Genomic DNA, 22,937 nt, shown 5'->3' with positions numbered 1-22,937 from the left:
ATTTATTTAAAGATAGTTTTCTCATTAGAATCATCAAGATCAGCTTGATTTTCTAAATTCATTTTGTTCCTACTTACTAACAATATAAAATAGCTTAAAAGCCCAAATAAGCAAGAGATGATTAATGCATGGGACAAAGCTATATAAAGATTTAATCCTGTAATAACAACAAGTGCACCTGTCGTCACTTGTAAGCATACTAGAATAAACGCAATGATCCAGCCCCAATAAATGACTTTTTGATGCTTATGATGTTTTATTGCTCGCCAAGTTGCATATGCAATCCAAATGAAGATAACACCAGCGGCAAGACGATGCCCCATTTGAATCCATTCATGCAAGGTTACGGGCATACCTCCAGCACGCCTACTACAAAGTGGCCAATCAGGACAAGCAAGACTAGCTCCTTTATGTCTCACATATGCACCTGTATAAACAACTACATAAGAGTAGAGAATAATACCAATCATGTGAAACTTCATTTCTTTATCGATAATTAACGTTTTTGCATCAAACTTTTTGTCTACTTCAAATATCAATAATGTTAAAAGTAAGACAGAAGCAAAGGAAATAAGTGATATACCGAAATGAAGAGCGAGTACAGCATCTGACTGACCCCACTTAACTGCAGCTGCGCCAATCAATGCTTGTAAGACTAAGAAGAACGTCGAGAGTAAGCTTAAGAATTTTGTCTCTCTAACATGGCCAATCTTTCTCCATGACCATATAGAAAGGATTAAAACTGTAATTCCTGCAAGTCCACTAACTAACCGATGGCTTAATTCTATTACAAGCTCAAATGTAATTTCACTTGGCACAAGCTCGCCATGACATAAAGGCCAAGAATTTCCACATCCTGCACCTGACTCAGTCTTTGTAACAAGGGCACCGCCGATAAGGACAAATAACATAATAATTGTCGTTAATACAGCAAACCATTTAAGAGCACGTTGCAAAATGTTCACCTACTTATATACTAAAATGATAAAAATGTAATGGTAAATACTCATCGATAGTACACAATGTAAAAGAAAAAGACAATAAACTAACTAAAAAGTTCACAAAGTTATAAGATATTAAGAAAAATTTGCGAATTCTTTGAACAGCTTCTGACTAATAAGACTTGCGGGAAAAAGAGAGTAATTTGTAGCTATATTGGAGCCCTAAATTGAGGGTTGTCATATAAACTAGTTTAAATAGTTTAATTTTAAGTAAAAGCGGAATCCACATTCACGAGAAAATGGTTCTTCATGACTGATAATAAAGTTTGTAACTATAATAAAAAAACGATTTGTAGAAAAAGGGTTGAATATTCAGTTGGAGTTTGCTAGAAATAAAAAGGGGATATATTACAAGTATTGTCATTAATTGAAATACAAGAAATTTTATTCCACATTGATTTTTATTTCTTAAGAATTACTTCTAAATTTATGATAAAATAGGAAGGCTTGGATTTAAGGAAAGGCTTACTTTATCTATCTTGATGGTACCCTTTCACAATTTCGACAAAATTACTTCATGAATTGTTCACAATTTCATGTGGAATTATGATTTAATATCAAGTAGACCGTTTTTAATTTGTCGTTTTTTTAGTATCATAGTATATAGAAAATTAGTAGGTTGGAACCGCCTTCATCTCCTTGCCTAATAAATAAGGAATACATGATAATAGAGTTTTAGCAGAATGATATGAAAGTTAGGAGGTACTAAAATTGGCAAATACAAAAGTTTTGGATGAAGCCGCAATAAAGCATCATTCAAACGATATACACGAAACAACGCTTTGGAAAGATTTTCTTTCTTTAATAAAAGTAGGAATTGTTAATTCAAATGCAATAACAACATTTACTGGTATATGGCTAGCTCTTTATTTTAGTGAAAAAGGATTTCTAGCTAATATCGATATTGTATTATATACATTAATTGGGTCTTCCTTAGTTATTGCAGGTTCATGTGCAATCAATAACTATTATGATCGTGACATCGATCACTTGATGGAACGTACCAAGGAAAGACCAACTGTAACTGGAAAAATGAATCCACTTCAGGCATTGTGGATTGGGATTTTCCTCCTAACTGTTGGGTTTGTATTTATGTTAATGACAACATTAACAGCAACAATTATTTCTTTAGTTGGAGTTGTTACATATATCTTTCTTTATACGATGTGGTCAAAACGACTGTATACAATTAATACTGTAATAGGTAGTGTCTCTGGTGCTGTACCACCTTTAATTGGATGGGCAGCTGTTGATGCGAATTTAAGTGTGATGGCATGGGTACTATTTTTAATTATGTTTATATGGCAACCACCGCATTTTTTAGCTCTAGCTATGCGTAGAACAGAGGAATATCGAGCAGCAAACATTCCTATGCTTCCAGTTGTACATGGATTTGACGTAACAAAACGTCAAATAATGGTTTGGATTGCATGCTTACTTCCATTACCATTCTATCTTTATGAATTAGGTACAGGCTTTCTGATTTTAGCCACGGCCTTAAATGTTGGATGGATTGTCGTTGGAATTAAAGGGTTTAATAATAAAGATTTAGAGATGAAATGGGCTACAAAGATGTTCGTTTACTCTATCAACTATTTAACAATCTTATTTGTTTCAATGGTGCTTTTCACCATTGTATAACGCTGAAATTCTTTCTTAAAAAGAATTTATTTATAAAAAGAGTTCCTGAATGAGATACTGATAGGACTTTTAAATTACTGAAAGAGGGGTTTGATTTAGCTATGAGAAATTGGCTGACAAAATGGCGTCTATTTTCATTATTCGCAGTTATGACGCTTGTCTTAGCCGGCTGTGGTGAACCGTTTCTTTCCACGCTTAAACCTGCTGGTAAGGTAGCGGATATGCAGTACGACCTTATGGTGTTAAGTACACTTATCATGGTTGTGGTCATTGCAGTCGTAACTGTAATCTTCATTTATGTTGTCGTTAAATTCCGTAGACGTAAAGGTGAAGAAAACAACATTCCTGTTCAAGTTGAGGGGAATCATAAGCTAGAAATCATTTGGACTGTTATTCCTATTCTATTACTTCTTGTCTTAACAATTCCAGTTGTAACTGCAACATTTAAACTTGCAGAAGTGGATGCAATTGAGGATGAGAATCGTAAGCCAGAAGACGCAATCGTCGTAAATGTGCGTGCAAATCTTTACTGGTGGGAATTTGAATATCCAGACTATGGTGTTGTAACTAGCCAAGACTTAGTTGTTCCAACTGATGAAAAAGTTTACTTTAACTTGATATCTTCTGATGTTAAGCATTCATTCTGGATTCCTTCTATAGGTGGTAAGATGGATACTAACACTGAAAATGTGAACCAAATGTGGTTGGAATTTGATTCAGAGAGAATGGATCAAGCTGAAGCAGGAGAATATTTCTATGGTAAATGTGCTGAGCTTTGTGGTCCTTCACATGGTTTAATGGACTTTAAAGTTAAACCGATTTCAAGAGACGATTTTGACCAATGGATCTCTGATATGGAAGGCTCAAAAGCTGTTGCTTCAACAGATTTAGCAAAGCAAGGCGAACAATTATTTGAAGAAAAGGGATGTATCTCATGCCACGCAGTATCACCTACTGATGAGCGACCGGCAGCTGCAAGGACTGCTCCTAACTTAGCTACATTTGGAGAACGTGCGCGTGTTGCAGGTATTCTTGAACATAATGAGGAAAATGTTCGTGCATGGTTAGAAGATCCTGAAAGCTTTAAGCCTGGTAACAAGATGACTGGTACTTATCCAGAATTAGCTGATGAAGAGCTAGATGCTCTTACAGAATACTTAATGGGGCTAAAAGTCTCTAGCAATTAACTATTGAGCAAAATGAAAAGGGAGGTAACACTGTGAGCACGTTAACTCAGAAAAAAGGGGTCGGTGCGGTTATATGGGACTACTTAACAACAGTGGACCATAAAAAAATCGCCATCCTTTACCTGATATCCGGTGGCTTCTTCTTCCTTGTTGGTGGATTAGAAGCAATGCTGATCCGCATTCAGCTGGCAGTTCCGAATAATGACTTTGTTAGTGCTGGTCTTTACAATGAAGTATTAACAATGCACGGAACTACGATGATATTCCTAGCTGCAATGCCTTTAATATTCGCATTAATGAATGCGGTTGTACCATTACAAATTGGTGCTCGTGACGTAGCATTTCCATTCTTAAACTCATTGGGATTTTGGTTATTCTTCTTTGGAGGAATCTTCCTAAATTTAAGTTGGTTTTTAGGTGGAGCACCTGACGCAGGTTGGACTTCTTATGCGTCATTGGCATTAAATTCACCTGGACATGGTGTAGATTTTTATTTACTTGGATTACAGGTATCAGGTTTAGGTACGCTTATAGCGGGGATTAACTTCCTTGCAACAATTATCAACATGCGTGCACCTGGAATGACTTACATGCGTATGCCATTATTTACATGGACTACATTTGTAGCATCAGCACTTATTTTATTTGCTTTCCCTGCATTAACCGTAGGATTAGCGTTACTTATGTTTGACCGTTTATTCGGTACAGCATTCTTTGACCCAGCATTGGGTGGTAACTCAGTGATATTTGAGCATCTATTCTGGATTTTTGGACACCCTGAGGTATATATCTTGATTTTACCTGCATTCGGTATTTTCTCAGATATTCTACCTACATTCTCTAAGAAACGTTTGTTTGGATACTCTTCAATGGTATTCGCAACTGTATTAATTGGTTTCTTAGGATTCATGGTATGGGCTCATCATATGTTCACAACTGGTTTAGGACCTATTGCAAATGCCATTTTTGCAGTTGCAACTATGGCAATAGCTGTACCAACCGGGATTAAAATATTTAACTGGCTATTTACAATTTGGGGAGGTTCTGTAAAATTCACTTCTCCAATGGTTTGGTCGGTTGCTTTTATTCCTACGTTCGTAATGGGTGGAGTAACAGGTGTAATGTTAGCGGCAGCAGCTGCTGACTATCAGTATCATGATAGCTATTTCGTAGTTGCTCACTTCCACTATGTAATCGTAGGTGGAGTTGTATTCTCATTATTTGCCGGTGCTACTTATTGGTGGCCAACAATGTTTGGAAAAATGTTGAACGAGAAGCTGAATATGATCATTTTTGCTCTATTCTTCACTGGCTTCCATTTAACATTCTTTATCCAACATTTCCTAGGTTTAATGGGTATGCCTCGTCGTATTTTCACATTTTTACCTGGTCAAGGTTTAGAAACAGGTAACTTTGTTAGTACAATCGGTGCATTCTTAATGGCTGCAGGTACAATTGTATTACTGATTAACATTGTTTATACATCTGTAAAAGGGAAAAAGGTTGGTAGAGATCCATGGGGAGAAGGTCGTACACTTGAGTGGGCGATTTCATCACCACCACCAGAGTACAACTTTAAACAAACACCACTTATCCGTGGTTTAGATGCACTTTGGGTTGAAAAAATGGAAGGCAATAAAGAAATGACACCAGCAGAACCTCTTGGTGACATTCATATGCCAAACGGTTCAATATTACCGTTTATTATGTCATTTGGATTATTCATCGTATCATTCGGATTACTGTATCGCGAAGACTATGGCTGGGCGTTACCTGCTATTATTGTAGGGTTCATTATTACATTTGCTGCAATGTTCTTCCGTTCTGTTCTCGATGATCATGGGTATCATATTCATAAAGAAGATCTACTTGATGAAGATAAAGGAGGGAAAGCATAATGGCACATGAAGAGAAATTAACTGCAGAAAATTTTCCTGCATCGCCTGAAAAAGCTACCCTCGAAGGCAAAAATAAATTTACTGGCTTTTGGTTGTTTTTAGGTGGAGAGACTGTTTTATTCGCTAGTCTCTTTGCCACTTTCTTAGCATTAAGAGAGTCGACAGCTGGAGGAGCAACTACTCAAGAATTATTTGAAATACCACTTACATTCGTAGCTACTATGTTACTTTTAACATCAAGTTTAACAAGTGTGTACGCAATGTATCATATGAAGAACTTTAACTTTGGCAAAATGCAGTTGTGGTTAGTGATCACAGTTCTTCTTGGATTAGCGTTCCTCATATTGGAGATTTATGAGTTTAATCACTATATACATCATTATGAGTTTACAATTACAAGTAGTGCTCTTGGCTCAGCATTCTATACATTGGTTGGAACACATGGATTACACGTTGCATTCGGTCTATTATGGATTACAACTTTAATTGTACGTAATGCAAAACGTGGATTAAGCTTGTACAATGCTCCTAAATATTATGTAGCTAGTCTTTACTGGCATTTCATTGACGTAGTTTGGGTGTTTATCTTTACAGTTGTATACTTAATGGGAATGGTGGGATAAATTGATGGCAAATAATCAAAATTCAGCAAACCCAAGAGTAGACTTAGCCTATCGTCGTAAGAAAAACAAAGAGGAAATGAAGCATCAAGTAGTAACGTTTGCAATGATGATTTTCTTTACAATTGTTGCATTTATCGCTGTTGGTTATGAAGGTGTTGGTGAATGGTTTAAAGTTCCATTTATTATCCTTTTAGCAGTGATACAGGTTATTTTCCAGCTTTATTACTTCATGCATATGAGTCATAAAGGACATGAAACGGCTGCGTTATTTTTATACTCAGGTGTTGGTGTTGCTGCATTAACTATATTAACATTTGTTACAATAATTTGGTGGTAATTTTAATGAAATGGAGCAATTGGCTATTATGCTAATTGCTCTTTTTTTGTATTTTTGGCTCTGAGCTTTTGTTCTAGAGCCAGAATTTATAACTTTTCTTACTCTGTTTTAGTTTCTAGCTCCAGCGCCTAGACCCTCGCGGTCATAAGCCACTCAGGATTTGAAGACAAAGAACGTCTTCTATTCCTGAGCGGCTTATCCCTGTCGGGTCTGATCAAGGCGCTTGCGCTTTCTTATTTGTCATAGAACGTTCATTGATACGTGATAATTGGATGTGTATAATAGTCGTGAAGGACTAGCTAAAGGAGCTGATTTGTATGAGCTTTGAGATATTTGGATTTCGTGCATTATGGAGTCCTTATTATTTGGTTGTGATGATTTTAATCATGGTATTATATTTTATGATAATTGGACCATGGCGTTCAAAATTTAAAGATCATACTCCAGTAACAACTAAACAACAGATTTTGTTTGTAACAGGTATTATTGCTTTATATGTAAGTAAAGGAAGTCCAGTTGACTTGTTGGGCCATATAATGTTTAGTGCACACATGACTCAAATGGCTATTTTATATTTGGTTGTTCCACCTTTACTTATCTTAGGTATTCCAGATTGGTTATGGAAGGCAATTATTTATCGTCCTTTTATTAAACCTTTATTCAAATTATTTACTAAACCTATCATCGCCCTGATTCTTTTTAATAGTATATTTTCGATTTACCATGTCCCATTGGTATTTGACTTTGTAAAAACTGATCCTGTTTATCATGCGGGAATGACGACTATTATCTTTATTACAGCGATGTTTATGTGGTTACCATTATTAAGCTCACTCCCTGAGTGGAAATCGCTTACAGGGATTAAAAAAGTAGGGTATATCTTTGCAAATGGTATTTTATTAACTCCAGCATGTGCTTTGATTATTTTTGCAACTGATCCTATGTATGCAACATACTCTGAACCACAAGCATGGGTAAATGCACTTCAATTATGTGTACCAGCTGATATGCTTGAAGGACTTAATTTAACTGGTCCTGAAATGTTTAATACATTACCAACTGTTGAAGATCAACAACTTGGTGGAGTACTTATGAAGATTATTCAAGAAATCGTTTACGGGTCAATCCTTGCTTATATTTTTTTCCAATGGGCTCGTAAGGAACGTCAAAAAGATGAGTTTGATTTGAAAAAAAACTTCTCTCCTGAACCAGTTAAATAAAATTTTGAGGGTGAGTCAAAACAATGGTCAGCCAGTTTTAATCACCCTCATTTTAATAATTATCATCACTACATAAACTATTTTATTGAAGGAATGGACTAAAAATGAATACATCATTACCTATATTACCAACCATTAGTACAACGTTTATTGTGTTAAGTGCAATAACTGTAGCAATTGGCTGGTACTTAATTAAACAACGAAAAATTGAAGCACATATGAAGGCTATGACAGTTGCGGCAATTTTTGCTGTAATCTTTTTCATAATCTATGCTTCTAGAACGATTTTCATCGGAAACACAGCTTTCGGTGGACCTGCTGATATTGAAATTTATTATACAATTTTTCTGATTTTTCATATAACCTTAGCAACTGTGGGTGCAGTATTTGGTATCATTTCCTTGGTCACTGGTTATAAGAAAAACTTAAAGAGACATCGTAAATTAGGTCCAATTACAAGTGTTATTTGGTTTTTTACTGGTATTACAGGTGTTGTTGTTTATTTATTACTGTATGTTTTTTATAGTGGTGGGGAAACAACATCAGTCATTAAAGCAATCTTAGGGTTTTAAACATATTTTCAAGGTGGTTTAGAATAAACTGTTCTAAACCACCTTTTTTTTTGTATTGGATATAAATCAAGTAATAAAAAGTTTGTGTATAGGTTCATTCGTATCTCTTTTGATGATGACCAAAATCAAAAAGAGGGGAGAGAATGTTTTGATTGAAATTTTAACGAATCGGCTAATGATCATACCTTGTTCACTTGATATTGCCAAATCATTAGTGTTTCATCGAAAGGAGCTAGATAAACGTTCTCCAATTGAATTCCCATTTGGTTGGCCTTCTTCTTTTGTAAAGGGCTTTCTTCCTTACTATATTGAATGCTTAGAGACGAAGGAAAAGGCAAATGATTGTGGACTATGGTTAATTATTTTGTACGAAGAGAAGAAAATAATTGGTGATATTTTATTGATAGGTAAGCCTTCTAAGGAAGGTGAGGTAGAATTGTGTTATCATGTGGAGGATAAGTCTGTAGATGAAACCATTGCCTATGAAGCTGTAGATGCTTTCATTGATTGGTTAACGTATCAAAAATCGGTTAAAAAGGTTGTAATGGAGTGTGATGTACAACAGGATCTATCAATAAGACTTTTTGATAAATTAGGAATGGTCTGTACGAAAAAAGATGGTCGTTTTTTGAAATGGGAAATTCAAAAGAAGGATTTGGAATAAACAACTGTTATTCAATTTAAAGTATATGATGAGACACAGGTGGATTGTGGGCATTTTCCCCCTCTCCACCAATTAGGAGTGAAGTTCATTGATACGAGTTATTACTAATGAAGACTACGAAAACGTTTTAAAATTATCAGAATTTGCGTTTCAATATACTATAGCTGAGAATGAACTAGAGAGTGCAATAAAAAAGCTGGATAAGCAGTACATATTAGGGGAGTTTGAAAAAGATGCCCTAAAAGCAAAGCTTCATATATACCCTCTAGATGTCAATATAAAAAATCAAGCCTTTAAAATGGGAGGAGTTGCTTCGGTTGCGACATGGCCAGAAGCAAGAAGAACTCGAAAGGTTGCTCAGTTAATAGAAGAGGGACTCCATTGGATGAATACCAAGGAATTTGATATCTCGTATTTACATCCTTTTTATGTTCCTTTCTACAGAAAATTTGGTTGGGAACTAATTTGCTCTGATAAAACATATACGATACAAAAAGAAGATTTAATATTTTTACATAGTCATAGTGGGAATATTGTTAGAAAATCAAAAGAAGAAGCTCTACCTTCTTTAATGAGCATATATCGTTCGTTTACAGATAACTATAATAGCATGTTAATTAGGGATGAAAGCTGGTGGACGGAGGTCGTTTTAAAAAAGGGAGAACATGTTGTTTTTCATGTTAGTGAAGAAAATGAAGAAGATGGTTACTTGATTTATTCACTAAAGAATCGTGAATTAATTGTTCATGAAGTGATTGTTTTAAATGAATCTATTAAAAAGGATTTCTGGAATTTTATATGTCAGCATGATTCAATGATATCCACGGTAAAATGGAAATCATATGACGGAGACCCTTTGACTTTGCTTCTACCAAATCCAAGAGTACAAACCAATATTCACCCATATTTTATGGGGAGAATTGTTAACGTACAAAGGTTTTTAGAGAAGTATCCGTTTTTTATTCAAGGTGAAAAGCCACTTATTCTTCATGTGTCAGATTCTGTCTGTAACTGGAACAATGGATCTTTTTTTCTCGAAGGTGAGACAATTAAGGTTTTTCAAAAAAAGGAAGGTACATGCAATAATTCACCAAAAAAAGGTTTAAGAATGGATATTGGAATTTTGACAGCAGTGTTACTTGGTCATCTAGATCCGATTCAGCTTTTTAAGTTAGGTACGATACAAGGGGAAGAACAACAACTAAAGTTATTAAAAGACATCATTCCCCCACTAGGATCATCTTTACTGTATGATTTTTTCTAAACCTAAAGATTGAGTGAAGTTAACAGTAATGGTAAAAGCGAAGCCTTATTTATATAGGTTTCGCTTTTTATCATTACAAACTGAATGATAAAAATAGTGTAATGAACGAAATTGTGGAAACAAAAAAGCAAAGGAATCAAATCCTTTGCTAGGTTATTGTACCTTTTGTATTTCCTCAGATACTTGTTTTAATAGACTTTTACTAGTGTTTAAAACACCTGCTGGAAAGTCTTCTCCTTCACCATATTCAACACCGTGTGGGTAATAATGCTTACCTAATAGTGGTGTGATTAATTTAACAACTGCATGCCGACCACCAATATCACCTTCTACAGAGTAGCCTTGAACACGAAGGTAGTAAACTTCGCCTTTAGCTTCGATTTTGCGGTCGTAAGTAACTCGTTCATAATCCCATTGACCTGCCAATACAAGCCCATTCTCTTCCATTATTTCAGTTAAACGAGATAAATCAATTGTTACTCCTTCTAAACCTGTGCCTTCTAATCTCATATGTATGTCCCTCCTAAAGCCTTTTCACCATTTATATTATAGCTTAATTCTCTTAAAAAGATAATATCTCCATTTTTAATAATAGTATGAATGCCCTTAACTTGCAACGCTTAGTTGTACTTTAAGACGGACAAAATAAAAATGTGTAGTTCAATGTATATCCATTCTTAACAGGCAGTAAGATCCTCAACCTCATATTCATGGTATATAAAGAAGAATATGAAGTTCACCTTATTATATTAAGTTAGCAAAGTTATTTTTAGAGTTAAATTTCTTTTTTTGGTAAAACTATCTGTGAAAGGAGGAGGTTATATGACAAAGTACTTACAACGTTTTGTACTTTTATTTTTATTAATTGGGCTTATCACGTTTCCTCAGCATGCATTTGGCCAAACTACTACTCATACAGTAAAAAGTGGTGATACGTTATGGATTATTGCACAACGTTACCAAGTTGGATTATCTGAGATAATAGGCGCGAACCCACAGTTTAAAAATCCCAATTTAATTTATCCAGGTCAGAAGGTTTACATCCCACAAATAAGTGGAACAAAATCAATAGAAGAACAAGTTATCTCGCTAACAAATGGTGAAAGACAGAAGGCAGGGTTGCCTGCGTTAAAAAACAATTGGGAATTATCAAGAGTCGCTCGCTATAAATCAGCGGATATGAGAGATCGAAATTACTTTACTCATGATTCACCTACATATGGATCACCTTTTACCATGATGAAAAATTTCGGAATATCTTACAGAACAGCAGCTGAAAATATTGCTGCTGGGCAACGTACTGCTGATGAAGTAGTTAAAGCTTGGATGAATAGTCCTGGTCATCGGGCGAATATTTTAAAACGTGACGTAACTGAAATAGGTGTTGGCTATGTACAAGGTGGGTCATACGGACATTATTGGACTCAGATGTTTATAGGAAGGTAATTGTAAGGAGGAAAATGGATGCAAACCCAAACCGTGAAAGATATTATGACGTCAAATATTGAGTATTGTACACCGTTAGATAATGTATATGAAGTAGCTGTGAAAATGAAGGATTTAAATGTAGGAGCAATTCCGATTGTTGAAGATCAAAAATTAATTGGCATGATTACAGATCGAGATTTAGTTGTTAGAGGCATTGCAGAGAAACATCCAGGATCTAATCAAGTGACAAATGTTATGAGTGATCATATTTATTCGATAGAATCAAATGCAACTTTAGAAGAGGCAGCACATATGATGGCCAAGCATCAAGTTAGACGTTTGCCCGTCGTAGATAACGGAAAGCTTGTTGGAATGGTTTCATTAGGTGACCTTTCTAAAAATTATACAACAGGTGAAGAAGCTGGAGATGCCTTATCAGATATATCTGAATCATATGAAAGTAAGTGAAATTGAAATGGGCACCTTCTATTTGGTGTCTATTTTTTACGTTATAAATTAATTTCTACCGGGTGAGGAATGAAGTTCTTTTTGAAGATATAAGTAGTATTTTAGAAAAGTTATGTTAATTTCGACCTATTTTGTTCTTTATGTTAGGAATTTACGGAATCATATACTATACTTTGTTTAACAGGCTTTTTATCGGGAATAATAGTAACACTACTTTACATGTTAATTAACAAGTATATCAATAAGAAGTTTTCATATAATGATAGAAAGAAGGAGTAGTGAGGAGGGGTTTAAACTGCGGATTATCATTCGAACGGTTGTCATATTTTTTATCATATTTATAAGTTATACGTTATTTATCTATTTCGGACAATATACCCCTAGCGAACAGCATGAGGAAGAAAATGTCCAAATTTCTAACGAAGAATTACCAAAGGAAAAAGAAGCTGTGACAAAGGATGAAACAGCTAACCTTCCAGCTGAAGGGATTTTGTCCTTAATGAATAAATCATCTGAGGAAATAACAGCTTTATATGGAGAGCCAGATCGAATCGATCCTTCAGCATATGATTATGATTGGTGGATTTATGAACAAGCAAATAACAAGTATATGCAGATTGGAATCTTAGATCAAAAGGTTGTTACTGTGTATGGAATCGGTAGTGAGGTAAATGCTAAACCTTTTAAAATTGGACAACCTGTACAAGAGGTATTTAAAATCGCGCCAGTATCACCAAGCTTGTCATTAGAATATGCAGGAAACTCTTATCGTTTTGAGTTTTCAGAAGAAGATATGAATACGAGACCTACAGTTAAACTTGGAGATGTCTTTGTGCAATTATATATTGATAAGTTTGATGGGATTTTATCAAGCATACGGGTATTGGATTCAGAAACGTTCATTAAACAGCGCTCATATGAAGTAACATATCGTGGTGAATTAATTGAAGCTAAAGAAAACAGTGAAGAAAAATGGGAGAAAATTGAGAGTGGCTCTGAGCAACAAATATTATCGATTACAAATGTGATTCGTACGAGACATGGGATTCCATTGGTTAAATGGGACGATGTAACATCACAAGTTGCTTTTTTACACAGTGAGGATATGAAGTTAAATAATTATTTTTCCCATGAATCTCCAACTGAAGGAACCTTGGTGGATCGCCTCGCTGAATTTAATGTGAAATATGAAATGGCAGGAGAAAATATTGCTGCACAATACGTGGACGGGATTGCAGCTTCAGAAGGCTGGTTGAATAGTAAAGGTCACCGTGAAGCATTGTTAAATGAGGAATTTACGCATTTAGGTGTTGGGGTTGACGGACTGTATTATACGCAAAACTTTATTAAAAAATGGGAACAAGTGAAGTGAGAAAAGGATGGTTACAACGATGTAGCCATCCTTTTTGTGTTTAGGAAACCAATTACCCCAATACCTTAACGAGCAGTAATTCAAAGCACGATGAAGTTTTTAAAGGAGAAAGTTGGGTATGAGGGGAAACTACTCTTAAAAATGCCCGACGTTGGACAGGTTGTCAAAGTCAGTCGAAGCCACAGAACGTGGCTTTTTAAGAGTGAAAAGTTCATCCATTTAATGGGAAAAAGCACCCCTCGGAATGAAGTCTCACTTTGACTTACCTTAAGATAGCCACGTCGTTCTGCATATTCTAAACAAAGAGAGCAGACAAATACCTTTTTTCTTTTGTCGTTCAGATAAAATTTACCAAATTTGATCTTTTTTTACAAACATTACACGTTTCTTTAGAAAAAAATTTTCTTATTTATATATCTCCAATTAACTTCTATTGATAATAAAAAAGCTTGCTGTACTATGTGCGATAAGTGTTCCGTCATCTCGGAAAACCTTTCCTTCAGTTACAACTGTTTTATTTCCCTTATGAATTGTGTTAGTCCTACATATTAATTCTTTTCCAACACCTGGAGCTACGTAATTTATTTTAATTTCTGTTGTAACAGCAGTTTTGTCAGGAGGAAGTATATGATGAACAAGTCCACCCATTGCTGAATCAAGTAACGTGGCTGTAATACCACCATGGACAATGTTTAATGAGTTTTGAATAATAGGTGTATTTGGGATTTTAATTGTAAATTGATTGTCTTTAAACTCGCCTTCTGCATGTAGTAATGCACCGATATAAGAGCCCTTCTCATGGTATTGCTTCCTTTTTAGTCCACTTAGTAAAAGTTCTAGTACATATTGATCCTCTATATCTGCGTTTTGTAAAACCTCATTTGTTAGTTGTAATAGCTCTTCCTTTGTCATATGGCTAACCCTCTCCTTTTGCTAGTGTTAGTTTACCAAAATTTTCTTTGTTGAAGCAATTGTTTCTTAAGACTCTTATCTATTTGTTTGTTTTTAACATCCTTTAAGTATTTCATGAGAAAAACCCGAAATCAGCCTATCTTAAAATGGGCGAACATTATTGCTGTTTTTCGATAAGATATTATAGGCAAATGTATCAACGAGGTGAAGATAATGGCATCGAAAAAACCACATCCATCTGTTCAACAATTTAAAGAATTTGTGAAAGAACATCCAAAGCTTGTACAAGAGGTAAGAAAAGGAAACAAGGAATGGCAGGAAGTATTTGAGGATTGGTATTTACTTGGTGAGAAAGATGTTGTATGGAAACAATATAGAGATGAAAATTCCGAGGAGCAAACGGAGGAAAAAAAAGCTGATTTTATGTCTCAAATGTTTTCAGCAGTAAAAAATATGGATATGAACACAGTTAACCATCATATTTCAAATATGAGTAGCACGATTTCAACGATTCAAGGATTATTTGATCAATTTGGACTCTCAAAGAGCTCAGGGCAAAAATCGTCTGGTAGTAATCAACAACCCTTCTCATTTAGAAAGGATTAATTGGCACAACTTTTTTAATTGTGTCAGGAAATAAAACGGAGGCACATGTAGGAGGAGTTGGATGAGAAAAGAAATTCAGGAACATATTCGCGCTAATAAGGAAAGACAGACATTTATCCGAGAACAGCCGCAATGGTTTCGCAAACTGTCTAGAAATCCTAACGACCTAGAGTCATTAGAAATAGAAATGATGAACTATTATCAAAAAACAATTCCCCATAAAGTACAGCAATTTTCTAATTCAGTTCAAATGGCACAAATGATGATTGCAATGTTCCAAACAATGAGACAACAGGATTAAACGACTTTTTTTAAGTCGTTTTTTCTTATTGTTGTGAAACTAAAAAAATTCTAGTGCTGATGATAAGCGCATTGACATTAGCTCTAGCGCCTAGTTACGTAGTACTCTAATTTCTATGTCGCTGATCAAGGAGCACTGAGCTTTTTGGACATTTAAAGTTAAAAACAAAGACTGGTTTCGTAAACTTTGTTGCTATATAACAAGTAAAGGAGAATGGTGACTTCCGCTCCAATCAACCTAAAAAGGTTTTTGTTCAAGAAACTATTTTAAAACCAACAATCTTTTAGAAAAGAGCCAAAACAAAACATGATTTTATCCTTATTTGTAAACAATACAAAAAAAGGAGGCGAAAAAATGAAACGTTTAATAGCTCTCGTTTTCATATTAATTGGTTTGACAGGTTGTGTAGAGGACAAGCCACGTCCTGAGGGAAGCGTAAAACTAGTCCCTCTCCATGTGACGAATATTTCTAATGATGTAGTTGAGGTTGTAAGTCATAATCAACGGGCTTATTTGAAAATAAAACATCATGTACGAAATCAAGATGTATATGTAGAATGTTATATTCCTAATTTTTCTTTTAAAGAAAAAGGCGGTAATAAAGTAAGTGGAGAAGGTCATATTGAAGTTTTTGTAGATGGGAAAAAGATTGATGACATGAACACTGCAGCCTTTATTGTAAAGGGATTGGACAGAGGTGTCCATGAAATGATGGTAGAGGTTGTTCACAATGACTCTACAACTTATGATCTGAAAAAAACATGGACGGTATCAATCCAATAATATATGTGACGAGGTAGATGTTTTTCATTTTCTTCTATTCATGGTAAAATGAATGCTGGAGGTGCAAATACTCTATGTTTGCTACAATTGAAAGCATGTTACTACTAGATGAAGCGGAACAACTTGCAAGCTTAGTTCTCAAGTCAGAGCCGGCAGAAGAATATCGTCGTAGTTTCTATAGATTAAAAAATGATAAAGACGCTCAACAGCTCATTTCTCAATTTGCGAAAACAAAGGACTTATATGAAGATGTCCAACGCTTTGGTAAATACCATCCAGATTATCGAAAGATATCCAAGGATATGCGTGATATAAAAAGAGAACTCGATTTAAATCAGAGTGTGTTCAATTTTAAAAAAGCAGAAAATGAATTGCAAGCATTACTTGATGAAATAAGTGTTCAAGTTGGCCAAGCCGTTTCTGTGAATATTAAAGTTCCAACAGGTAACCCCTTCTTTGACACAGGGTCAAGCTGTGGCGGAGGTTGTGGTTCTGGTGGAGGTTGTGGCTGTAAGGTGTCATAAAACGAGTTTAATACACTCGTTTTATTTTTTTTTTTTTTGAAAATTCCCTCAAGTAATATTGTTAGAATTGAAAATTTTTGCTAGACTTTTAAAGTGGAGCGATGAATAGTTACTGGAATAAGTTCTTTTATATAAATAAGGGAGAATCAATATGTTTGAAAAACGTCAAGGTATAGTCGTTTGGCTTCACTCGTTAAAGCACATAAAGATGCTTAGAAAATTTGGAAATGTTCACTATGTTTCTAAACGATTAAAATATGTTGTTTTATATTGCAATATGGATATGGTTGAGCAAACTGTTCAAAAGCTTACATCCTACTCGTTTGTGAAACATGCAGAACCATCCTATAAGCCTCATTTAAAACTTGAATTTGAATCTAAAGTAGATAAAGCGAAGGAATATGATTATAAGATTGGTTTATAACTTTGTAAAATAACCATATAAGAAAAGCGCAAGCGCCTTGATCAGACCCGACAGGCATAAAAAACGCTCAGAAAATAGAAGAAGTACTTGTCTTCAATTCCTGAGTGGCTTATGACCCCGAGGGCTTAGGCGCTGGAGCTAGACACCAATTCTGATTCGATAAAAAGGCTGTTTTAAGAAAGAATAACATGTAAATGTCTTTCTTAAAGGACAGCCCTTTTTACGTTTTTGGAAACGAATAAAACCTTAAATTGTGGAAATGCGAACTGATGAAATACAGAACATGCCTTTGTTTTTTGTGGTTATTTCAGATTTCTATTGCATTGGTGGAATATAATGATTTAACCGTAATATCCCAATTAAATGCTGATAATATAGTTCAAGCTCATTAAACATATTAGAAGGTTTAACATCAATTTGAATAATATCTTTGTTTAAATATACTGAAAGATCTTCAAATAACTCATAGCGTTTATTTGCCTTAAAATGTGGATTTGGAATCCCTTCACGACATATATAAAGAGCCTGGAATTTCCCTTGATCAGTTGGCTGCATAATCACAACTAAGGAAGAAACCTCTTTTTTATTTACTTTTGTATGTAAGGCAATTAGCTTAGACACACGATGTTTGTTAGCTCTTGCTGTTTCAATAAGTTCATAAATATCAGAATAGCCTTCACCTAACTCAATAAATCGTTGAATCATATAACTTCCCCCTGAAATAATATATAACGTACATTTTAAACTGAATTTTCACTATAACATGAAGATAAAAAAATGAGAAGTCAGCTATAAAGCAACCTGTTTTTAAGCATTCATAATTGGGATAATTTCTGGTGCTTGAAAAAAAACCCTACAGATATACTCTGTAGGGTCCTTCAAAACCTTTTAACATGTAAAAGGTTGAAGGCAAAGGGAGAGGAGAAACCGGAGGAAGAACTTATGGGGAAACGTAAGTCTTCTCCGCGGTTGGCAACAACATCAACGAATCGATGTTGTTACTACTCATTATCACCAAATGGTTTTTCCATATACATAAAAGAAAAAAATTTTTCTTAACTTCTTTCACAATGGTCAGATATTGTAACATATAGAAGTGCTATGGTAGGATAAAGTGAACCTTCTATATGAAAAGGATTTTCACATACATAGAGGTCAAATAGAAAATTCTTACTAGAGATGTAAATAAAAAAGTAGTGGTGAAAGATATGAGAGTAGTTTCAGGTAATTATAAAGGGAGACAATTAAAAGCAGTACCAGGGGTGACCACAAGACCTACAACAGATAAGGTAAAAGAAGCGATCTTTAATATGGTAGGTCCGTATTTTGATGGTGGAATTGCCTTGGATTTGTTTGCAGGTAGTGGTGGCTTAGGTATCGAAGCACTGAGTCGTGGGATTGAAAAGTGTATTTTTGTTGATCGTGAAGCTAAGGCAATTCAAACGATACATAAAAATCTTGAAGCATGTCATGCAGTTGAGGCATCTGAAGTATATCGAAATGATGCTGAACGAGCAATAAAAGCAATAATTAAACGCGAACTTCGATTTGAATTAATCTTTTTAGACCCACCGTATAAGCAACAAAAGTTGAAAGCGCTTATAGCCTCTATAAGTGAAAATAATTTGCTAGAAGAGGGTGGATTTATTGTTACAGAGCATGGATCAGATGTTCAATTGCCTTTAGAGATCGATCAATTTATTCAAATAAAGTATGAAACATACGGAATGACCTCTATTACCGTATATGGATATAAAAGTAGTTTAGGGGAGGAATAAAGATGGGAAGCAAAGCAGTATGTCCTGGAAGCTTCGATCCAATTACATATGGTCACTTAGATATTATTAAAAGGGGGGCAAAGGTATTTGATCAAGTTTATGTGTGTGTGTTAAACAATTCATCCAAACAACCGTTATTTTCGGTTGAAGAGCGATGTGAATTAATTAGAGAAGTAACAAAGGATATTCCAAATGTCGTTGTTGAGACTTTTAAAGGATTGCTCATTGATTATGCACGGGAAAAGAAAGCTCAAACGATTTTAAGAGGACTTCGTGCTGTTTCAGATTTCGAATATGAAATGCAAATAACCTCAATGAACAGAGTTTTAGATGATAATATTGAAACATTCTTTATGATGACGAATAATCAATATTCATTTTTAAGCTCTAGCATTGTAAAAGAAGTCGCAAAATATAAAGGGGATATAGCTGAGCTAGTTCCAGAAGTGGTTGAAAAGGCATTAAAAAGTAGATTTATTAATGAATAAAAGGTGAGGGAGGAATCCTCACCTTTTTACGTTATTGAAACATTATGGTGTTTTAGTAAACACATTGCGCTTACCATATAAGTAAACATAAATACATAATGAAAGAATCGTGATGAGTGGTCCTACATGTAAAATTGTTTCCCAATAGTCAATAGCCCACTCAGGACTATGTCTCATAAAAAAGACAGGTAATTCATTAGATTGATAAGATTGCAAATTTAAATAAAGTGGTTTAAATAAAAAGAATGCAATAACAGCAGAGTAAATACCTTGTAAAATCCGCGCAATGAAAAATGGTTGAAAGCGAATATCTGTATCAGCTAATATACTTGCAACCTGTGCTTGAATGGACAAACCACCAAAGGCTAATATAAAGCTGGCAACCATTACTTTATCTAATAAATTTGCTGTAGATTCACTAACAAACTGATTACCTAGAGTGATTTCAAAGATTCCTGTAATAAGCGGTACACTTAGATCAGTAGAAATATGTAATAAAGTTAATCCTCCAGAAAAAACGATCGCAATCCATTCAGTTACATGAATTAGTGATAATATTTTATTGAATACAGAGAAAAGGATGATAAACCCGCCAATCATAAGCAGTGTTTGGATAGAAGAGATCACAGCATCTCCAAGCATTTTTCCAAGAGGTCGAGATTCCTTTATTCTAGTTAAATGTAATTCTCTAAAGGCTAATTTTATCGGTGGAAAAATCACGTGTTTTTTTTCAGTATTTAGTGATGTGTCAAGTCCCCCATAATATCTCATCGTAAGACCGACACATAAATTACCTAAATAGTGTGCAGCCGCTAATAAAATGCCTAGAGAAGCATCATTAAAAAAGCCAACTGCTACCGCCCCGAAAATAAATAGGGGATTTGATGAGCTTGTAAAAGAGACTAATCGTTCTGCTTGTAATGCTGTTATTTGTTTTTCCTGCCGTATTCTAGCAGTAAGCTTTGCACCTGCTGGATTGCCTGATGCCATTCCCATCGCCCAAACAAAGCCTCCAACACCTGGTACACGGAAGATCGGTCGCATTAGAGGCTCAAGTAAAACACCAATAAACTTTACAACTCCAAAACCAATGAGTAATTCTGATACAATAAAAAAAGGGAGTAAAGATGGAAAGACAACCTCCCACCAAATTGTTAATCCTCTGATGGATGCTTCTAGCGATTCTTTAGGATTAAGAATGATGGCAATCGTTAGTCCACCTATAAAAACAGCAAAGAACATTGTTTTTAGTTTTGAAAGACTCAAATTGTGATGCCTCCTAAACATACGGGTCATAATAGGTATACGAACAATGTGGATGAAGCACTTTTCCATCTTGTTGTACAAACCTCTTTAGTTCAATATACGAGAATAGGTGTACATTTTAGACCATAAGAATGAGCTATATCATTGTTTTGAAAAATAAAAGTGCAGAGAATTGGATGAACCGGCTACTTTACTCATATCTTTATAGAAAAAATCTTTTATCATAAGGCTTTGTTAAATCTAATTGTTGTTTTTTATATTAGGGTAGAGGCATCTTGCTCCCTTTTATCAACAGTGTTTAACAGCGCCTATCATAAAGAAATGATTTGCTAATAATGAACTAAAAGGAGGGCATCTCCTTGACTAAGGAGCCAAAGATAGGACTAGCGCTTGGATCAGGTGGTGCAAGAGGGTTTGCGCACTTGGGGGTATTAAAGGTATTACATGATGAAGGGATTTCTATTGATTTAATTGCTGGAAGCAGTATGGGAGCGCTAGTTGGAAGCTTCTATGCTTCAGGCATAAGTATAGACAGATTGTATCAATTTGCTTTAGCTTTTAAGAGAAAGTATTACTTGGATTTTACAGTTCCGAAAATGGGTTTTATTGCAGGTAATCGTGTAAAGGAATTAATTCGATTATTTACACATAGAAAAACATTTGCTGAATTAGATATTCCAGTAGCGGTTGTCGCTACGGATTTATATGATGGAAAAAAGGTTATATTTAAAGATGGGCCTGTTGCAGATGCAGTTAGAGCTAGTATTGCTATACCAGGGATCTTTGTTCCAGAAAAAATTGATGGTAGACTATTAGTAGATGGAGGTGTTGTTGACAGAGTACCTGTTTCGGTCGTAAAGGAAATGGGGGCAGATATTGTGATCGCAGTTGATGTATCACATGTAAAGCGAAATGAGGATATAACTTCAATATTTGATGTTATTTTGCAAAGTCTCGATATTATGCAGGATGAGCTTGTTCATCATCGGGAAATCGCATCAGATGTAATGATACGTCCTCATGTCGAACAATATAATTCTCGAGCTTTTACAAATATAAAAGAAATAATTGAGATAGGTGAGAAGGAAGCCATACAGCATGTAGAAAAAATACATAGGGTTATAGCAAAGTGGAAGGAGACAAACAGTCATGAAAAGTAAAACTTTATTACGTTCTCTTATCTTGTTAGCAATAATTGTACTAATCATGACATTTATTAAGCTTCCTTATTATGTGACCCAACCAGGAATGGCTTCAGAGCTAGAGCCGATCGTTGAGGTCCAAAACGGATTTGAAGATGAAGAGGGAAGCTTTTCTTTAACAACAGTTCGGTTTGGAAGAGCAAATCCGTTAACTTATATGTGGGCAAAGCTACATGATTATTATTACATCCATCCTCTAGAGGAAATTAAAAGAGAAGATGAGACAGATGAAGAGTACTTTAATAGGCAATTACATATGATGGAAGCATCACAGGAATCAGCAATCACTATTGCTTATAAAAAAGCAAATAAACAAGTTGATTATACATTTCACGGTATATATGTTGATGGAATTGTAAAAGACATGCCTGCTGCAGATGTCCTCAAAGTAGGAGATCGAATTTATAAAGTGGATAATAAGGATTTTCAAACGGCAGAAGAATTTATTGAGTATGTTGGTCAAAAGAAAGCCGGAGATGAACTAACAATTACCTTTGAAAGAGATGAAAAACAAAAACAAGCAAAAATCAAGCTGGCAGCATTTACAGAGGATCCTAAAAAGGTAGGGATTGGAATTTCACTAATTACTGATCGACAAATAGAAGTAGAGCCGGATATTAAACTAAATACAAAGGAAATAGGAGGGCCTTCAGCAGGATTGATGATCTCACTTGAAATTTATAACCAGCTCACAGAAATGGATTTAACGAGAGGCTATGATATTGCAGGTACAGGAACAATTAACACAGAAGGAGAAGTTGGTCCAATCGGAGGGATATCACAAAAAATTGTTGCTGCAGATAAAGCAGGGATGGAAATTTTCTTTGCACCAAATGAAAATGACAGTCCTACATCAAATTATAAAGAGGCTATAGAAGTTGGAGAAAAGATCAAAACAGAAATGAAAATAATTCCGATCGATACGTTTGAAGAAGCAGTGGAATATTTAACGAAACTTGAAGAGAAAGGATGATTATT

The 22,937-nt window shown here is 35.0% G+C and carries 26 protein-coding genes; 21 read left to right on the top strand and 5 right to left on the bottom strand.

The features are described 5' to 3' along the window. Nucleotides 1-2: 2 nt before the first annotated feature. Nucleotides 3-956, bottom strand: a complete 954-nt coding sequence (locus tag I7822_RS02505; protein ID WP_207975176.1) for a COX15/CtaA family protein — start codon at nucleotides 954-956, stop codon at nucleotides 3-5. 756 nt (nucleotides 957-1,712) lie between these two features. Between I7822_RS02505 and cyoE the strand changes: the two genes are divergently transcribed. The 9 genes from cyoE (at nucleotide 1,713) to I7822_RS02460 (ending at nucleotide 10,407) form a co-directional block, all read left to right on the top strand. Further along, nucleotides 1,713-2,642 carry a heme o synthase gene (cyoE, locus tag I7822_RS02500; protein ID WP_207975175.1) on the top strand — a complete coding sequence of 310 codons (930 nt, stop codon included), beginning with the start codon at nucleotides 1,713-1,715 and terminating at the stop codon, nucleotides 2,640-2,642. A gap of 101 nt (nucleotides 2,643-2,743) precedes the next feature. Further along, the gene (gene coxB / locus I7822_RS02495; protein WP_207975174.1) at nucleotides 2,744-3,829 is read left to right on the top strand and encodes a cytochrome c oxidase subunit II; all 1,086 of its coding nucleotides are present in this window, start codon (nucleotides 2,744-2,746) and stop codon (nucleotides 3,827-3,829) included. Between the two features lie 32 nt (nucleotides 3,830-3,861). Continuing rightward, on the top strand, nucleotides 3,862-5,727 hold the full coding sequence (ctaD, locus tag I7822_RS02490; protein WP_207975173.1) for a cytochrome c oxidase subunit I: 1,866 nt from the start codon (nucleotides 3,862-3,864) through the stop codon (nucleotides 5,725-5,727). Continuing rightward, nucleotides 5,727-6,350 carry a cytochrome c oxidase subunit III gene (gene ctaE, locus I7822_RS02485; protein WP_207975172.1) on the top strand — a complete coding sequence of 208 codons (624 nt, stop codon included), beginning with the start codon at nucleotides 5,727-5,729 and terminating at the stop codon, nucleotides 6,348-6,350. Before ctaD ends, ctaE begins: the two co-directional genes overlap by 1 nt. 4 nt (nucleotides 6,351-6,354) lie before the next feature. After that, a complete protein-coding gene (gene ctaF / locus I7822_RS02480) occupies nucleotides 6,355-6,687 on the top strand; it encodes a cytochrome c oxidase subunit IVB (protein ID WP_207975171.1) in 333 nt (110 codons plus the stop codon). Between the two features lie 317 nt (nucleotides 6,688-7,004). Continuing rightward, complete coding sequence (ctaG, locus tag I7822_RS02475; protein ID WP_207975170.1) at nucleotides 7,005-7,907, top strand: cytochrome c oxidase assembly factor CtaG; 903 nt, start codon at nucleotides 7,005-7,007, stop codon at nucleotides 7,905-7,907. 104 nt (nucleotides 7,908-8,011) lie between these two features. Continuing rightward, the gene (locus tag I7822_RS02470; protein ID WP_207975169.1) at nucleotides 8,012-8,479 is read left to right on the top strand and encodes a DUF420 domain-containing protein; all 468 of its coding nucleotides are present in this window, start codon (nucleotides 8,012-8,014) and stop codon (nucleotides 8,477-8,479) included. 148 nt (nucleotides 8,480-8,627) lie between these two features. Continuing rightward, nucleotides 8,628-9,143 carry a GNAT family N-acetyltransferase gene (locus tag I7822_RS02465; protein WP_207975168.1) on the top strand — a complete coding sequence of 172 codons (516 nt, stop codon included), beginning with the start codon at nucleotides 8,628-8,630 and terminating at the stop codon, nucleotides 9,141-9,143. 88 nt (nucleotides 9,144-9,231) lie between these two features. Continuing rightward, a complete protein-coding gene (locus I7822_RS02460; RefSeq protein ID WP_207975167.1) occupies nucleotides 9,232-10,407 on the top strand; it encodes a GNAT family N-acetyltransferase in 1,176 nt (391 codons plus the stop codon). Between the two features lie 153 nt (nucleotides 10,408-10,560). Here I7822_RS02460 and I7822_RS02455 read toward each other — a convergent pair whose 3' ends face one another. Beyond that, the gene (locus I7822_RS02455) at nucleotides 10,561-10,917 is read right to left on the bottom strand and encodes a YugN family protein (RefSeq protein ID WP_207975166.1); all 357 of its coding nucleotides are present in this window, start codon (nucleotides 10,915-10,917) and stop codon (nucleotides 10,561-10,563) included. 312 nt (nucleotides 10,918-11,229) lie between these two features. Between I7822_RS02455 and safA the strand changes: the two genes are divergently transcribed. The 3 genes from safA (at nucleotide 11,230) to I7822_RS02440 (ending at nucleotide 13,675) form a co-directional block, all read left to right on the top strand. Beyond that, entirely contained in the window at nucleotides 11,230-11,853 is a 624-nt protein-coding gene (safA, locus tag I7822_RS02450; protein ID WP_207975165.1) for a SafA/ExsA family spore coat assembly protein, read from the top strand. 18 nt (nucleotides 11,854-11,871) lie between these two features. Next, a complete protein-coding gene (locus tag I7822_RS02445) occupies nucleotides 11,872-12,303 on the top strand; it encodes a CBS domain-containing protein (RefSeq protein ID WP_207975164.1) in 432 nt (143 codons plus the stop codon). A 295-nt stretch (nucleotides 12,304-12,598) separates the two neighbouring features. Further along, nucleotides 12,599-13,675 (top strand): CAP domain-containing protein, encoded by a 1,077-nt coding sequence (locus tag I7822_RS02440; protein WP_207975247.1) that lies wholly within the window; start codon nucleotides 12,599-12,601, stop codon nucleotides 13,673-13,675. 423 nt (nucleotides 13,676-14,098) lie between these two features. Here the strand turns inward: I7822_RS02440 and I7822_RS02435 are convergent, their stop codons facing one another. After that, on the bottom strand, nucleotides 14,099-14,587 hold the full coding sequence (locus I7822_RS02435) for a PaaI family thioesterase (protein ID WP_207975163.1): 489 nt from the start codon (nucleotides 14,585-14,587) through the stop codon (nucleotides 14,099-14,101). Nucleotides 14,588-14,800: 213 nt separating this feature from the next. Here I7822_RS02435 and ylbD point away from each other — a divergent pair, with 213 nt between their 5' ends. The 5 genes from ylbD (at nucleotide 14,801) to I7822_RS02410 (ending at nucleotide 17,225) form a co-directional block, all read left to right on the top strand. Continuing rightward, nucleotides 14,801-15,193, top strand: a complete 393-nt coding sequence (gene ylbD / locus I7822_RS02430) for a YlbD family protein (RefSeq protein ID WP_207975162.1) — start codon at nucleotides 14,801-14,803, stop codon at nucleotides 15,191-15,193. Nucleotides 15,194-15,254: 61 nt separating this feature from the next. Further along, nucleotides 15,255-15,494: a YlbE-like family protein gene (locus I7822_RS02425; RefSeq protein WP_207975161.1), complete on the top strand. Its 240-nt coding sequence runs from the start codon at nucleotides 15,255-15,257 to the stop codon at nucleotides 15,492-15,494. 354 nt (nucleotides 15,495-15,848) lie between these two features. Beyond that, nucleotides 15,849-16,277: a hypothetical protein gene (locus I7822_RS02420; protein ID WP_207975160.1), complete on the top strand. Its 429-nt coding sequence runs from the start codon at nucleotides 15,849-15,851 to the stop codon at nucleotides 16,275-16,277. Nucleotides 16,278-16,351: 74 nt separating this feature from the next. Further along, nucleotides 16,352-16,801, top strand: a complete 450-nt coding sequence (locus tag I7822_RS02415; RefSeq protein ID WP_207975159.1) for a YlbF/YmcA family competence regulator — start codon at nucleotides 16,352-16,354, stop codon at nucleotides 16,799-16,801. Nucleotides 16,802-16,952: 151 nt separating this feature from the next. Next, nucleotides 16,953-17,225 carry a YlbG family protein gene (locus I7822_RS02410; RefSeq protein ID WP_066330470.1) on the top strand — a complete coding sequence of 91 codons (273 nt, stop codon included), beginning with the start codon at nucleotides 16,953-16,955 and terminating at the stop codon, nucleotides 17,223-17,225. A gap of 315 nt (nucleotides 17,226-17,540) precedes the next feature. Here the strand turns inward: I7822_RS02410 and I7822_RS02405 are convergent, their stop codons facing one another. After that, nucleotides 17,541-17,930 (bottom strand): DUF7147 family protein, encoded by a 390-nt coding sequence (locus I7822_RS02405; protein WP_207975158.1) that lies wholly within the window; start codon nucleotides 17,928-17,930, stop codon nucleotides 17,541-17,543. Nucleotides 17,931-18,433: 503 nt separating this feature from the next. Between I7822_RS02405 and rsmD the strand changes: the two genes are divergently transcribed. Beyond that, nucleotides 18,434-19,003: a 16S rRNA (guanine(966)-N(2))-methyltransferase RsmD gene (rsmD, locus tag I7822_RS02400; RefSeq protein ID WP_207975157.1), complete on the top strand. Its 570-nt coding sequence runs from the start codon at nucleotides 18,434-18,436 to the stop codon at nucleotides 19,001-19,003. Between the two features lie 2 nt (nucleotides 19,004-19,005). Then, nucleotides 19,006-19,491 carry a pantetheine-phosphate adenylyltransferase gene (gene coaD, locus I7822_RS02395; RefSeq protein WP_207975156.1) on the top strand — a complete coding sequence of 162 codons (486 nt, stop codon included), beginning with the start codon at nucleotides 19,006-19,008 and terminating at the stop codon, nucleotides 19,489-19,491. 42 nt (nucleotides 19,492-19,533) lie between these two features. Here coaD and spoVV read toward each other — a convergent pair whose 3' ends face one another. Next, nucleotides 19,534-20,757, bottom strand: coding sequence for a dipicolinic acid transporter SpoVV (gene spoVV / locus I7822_RS02390; protein WP_207975155.1), 1,224 nt, complete (start codon nucleotides 20,755-20,757; stop codon nucleotides 19,534-19,536). A 359-nt stretch (nucleotides 20,758-21,116) separates the two neighbouring features. Here spoVV and I7822_RS02385 point away from each other — a divergent pair, with 359 nt between their 5' ends. Continuing rightward, complete coding sequence (locus I7822_RS02385) at nucleotides 21,117-21,917, top strand: patatin-like phospholipase family protein (protein ID WP_243459202.1); 801 nt, start codon at nucleotides 21,117-21,119, stop codon at nucleotides 21,915-21,917. Continuing rightward, nucleotides 21,907-22,932, top strand: coding sequence for a SepM family pheromone-processing serine protease (locus I7822_RS02380; RefSeq protein ID WP_207975154.1), 1,026 nt, complete (start codon nucleotides 21,907-21,909; stop codon nucleotides 22,930-22,932). The genes I7822_RS02385 and I7822_RS02380 overlap by 11 nt, the downstream gene beginning before the upstream one ends. The last annotated feature ends 5 nt before the right edge of the window (nucleotides 22,933-22,937 follow it).

Origin of the sequence: Metabacillus bambusae, from assembly GCF_017497975.1 — a bacterium.
In the GTDB taxonomy this organism is placed as follows: Bacteria; Bacillota; Bacilli; order Bacillales; family Bacillaceae; genus Metabacillus; species Metabacillus bambusae.
This window is presented reverse-complemented; position numbering and strand designations above follow the sequence as displayed.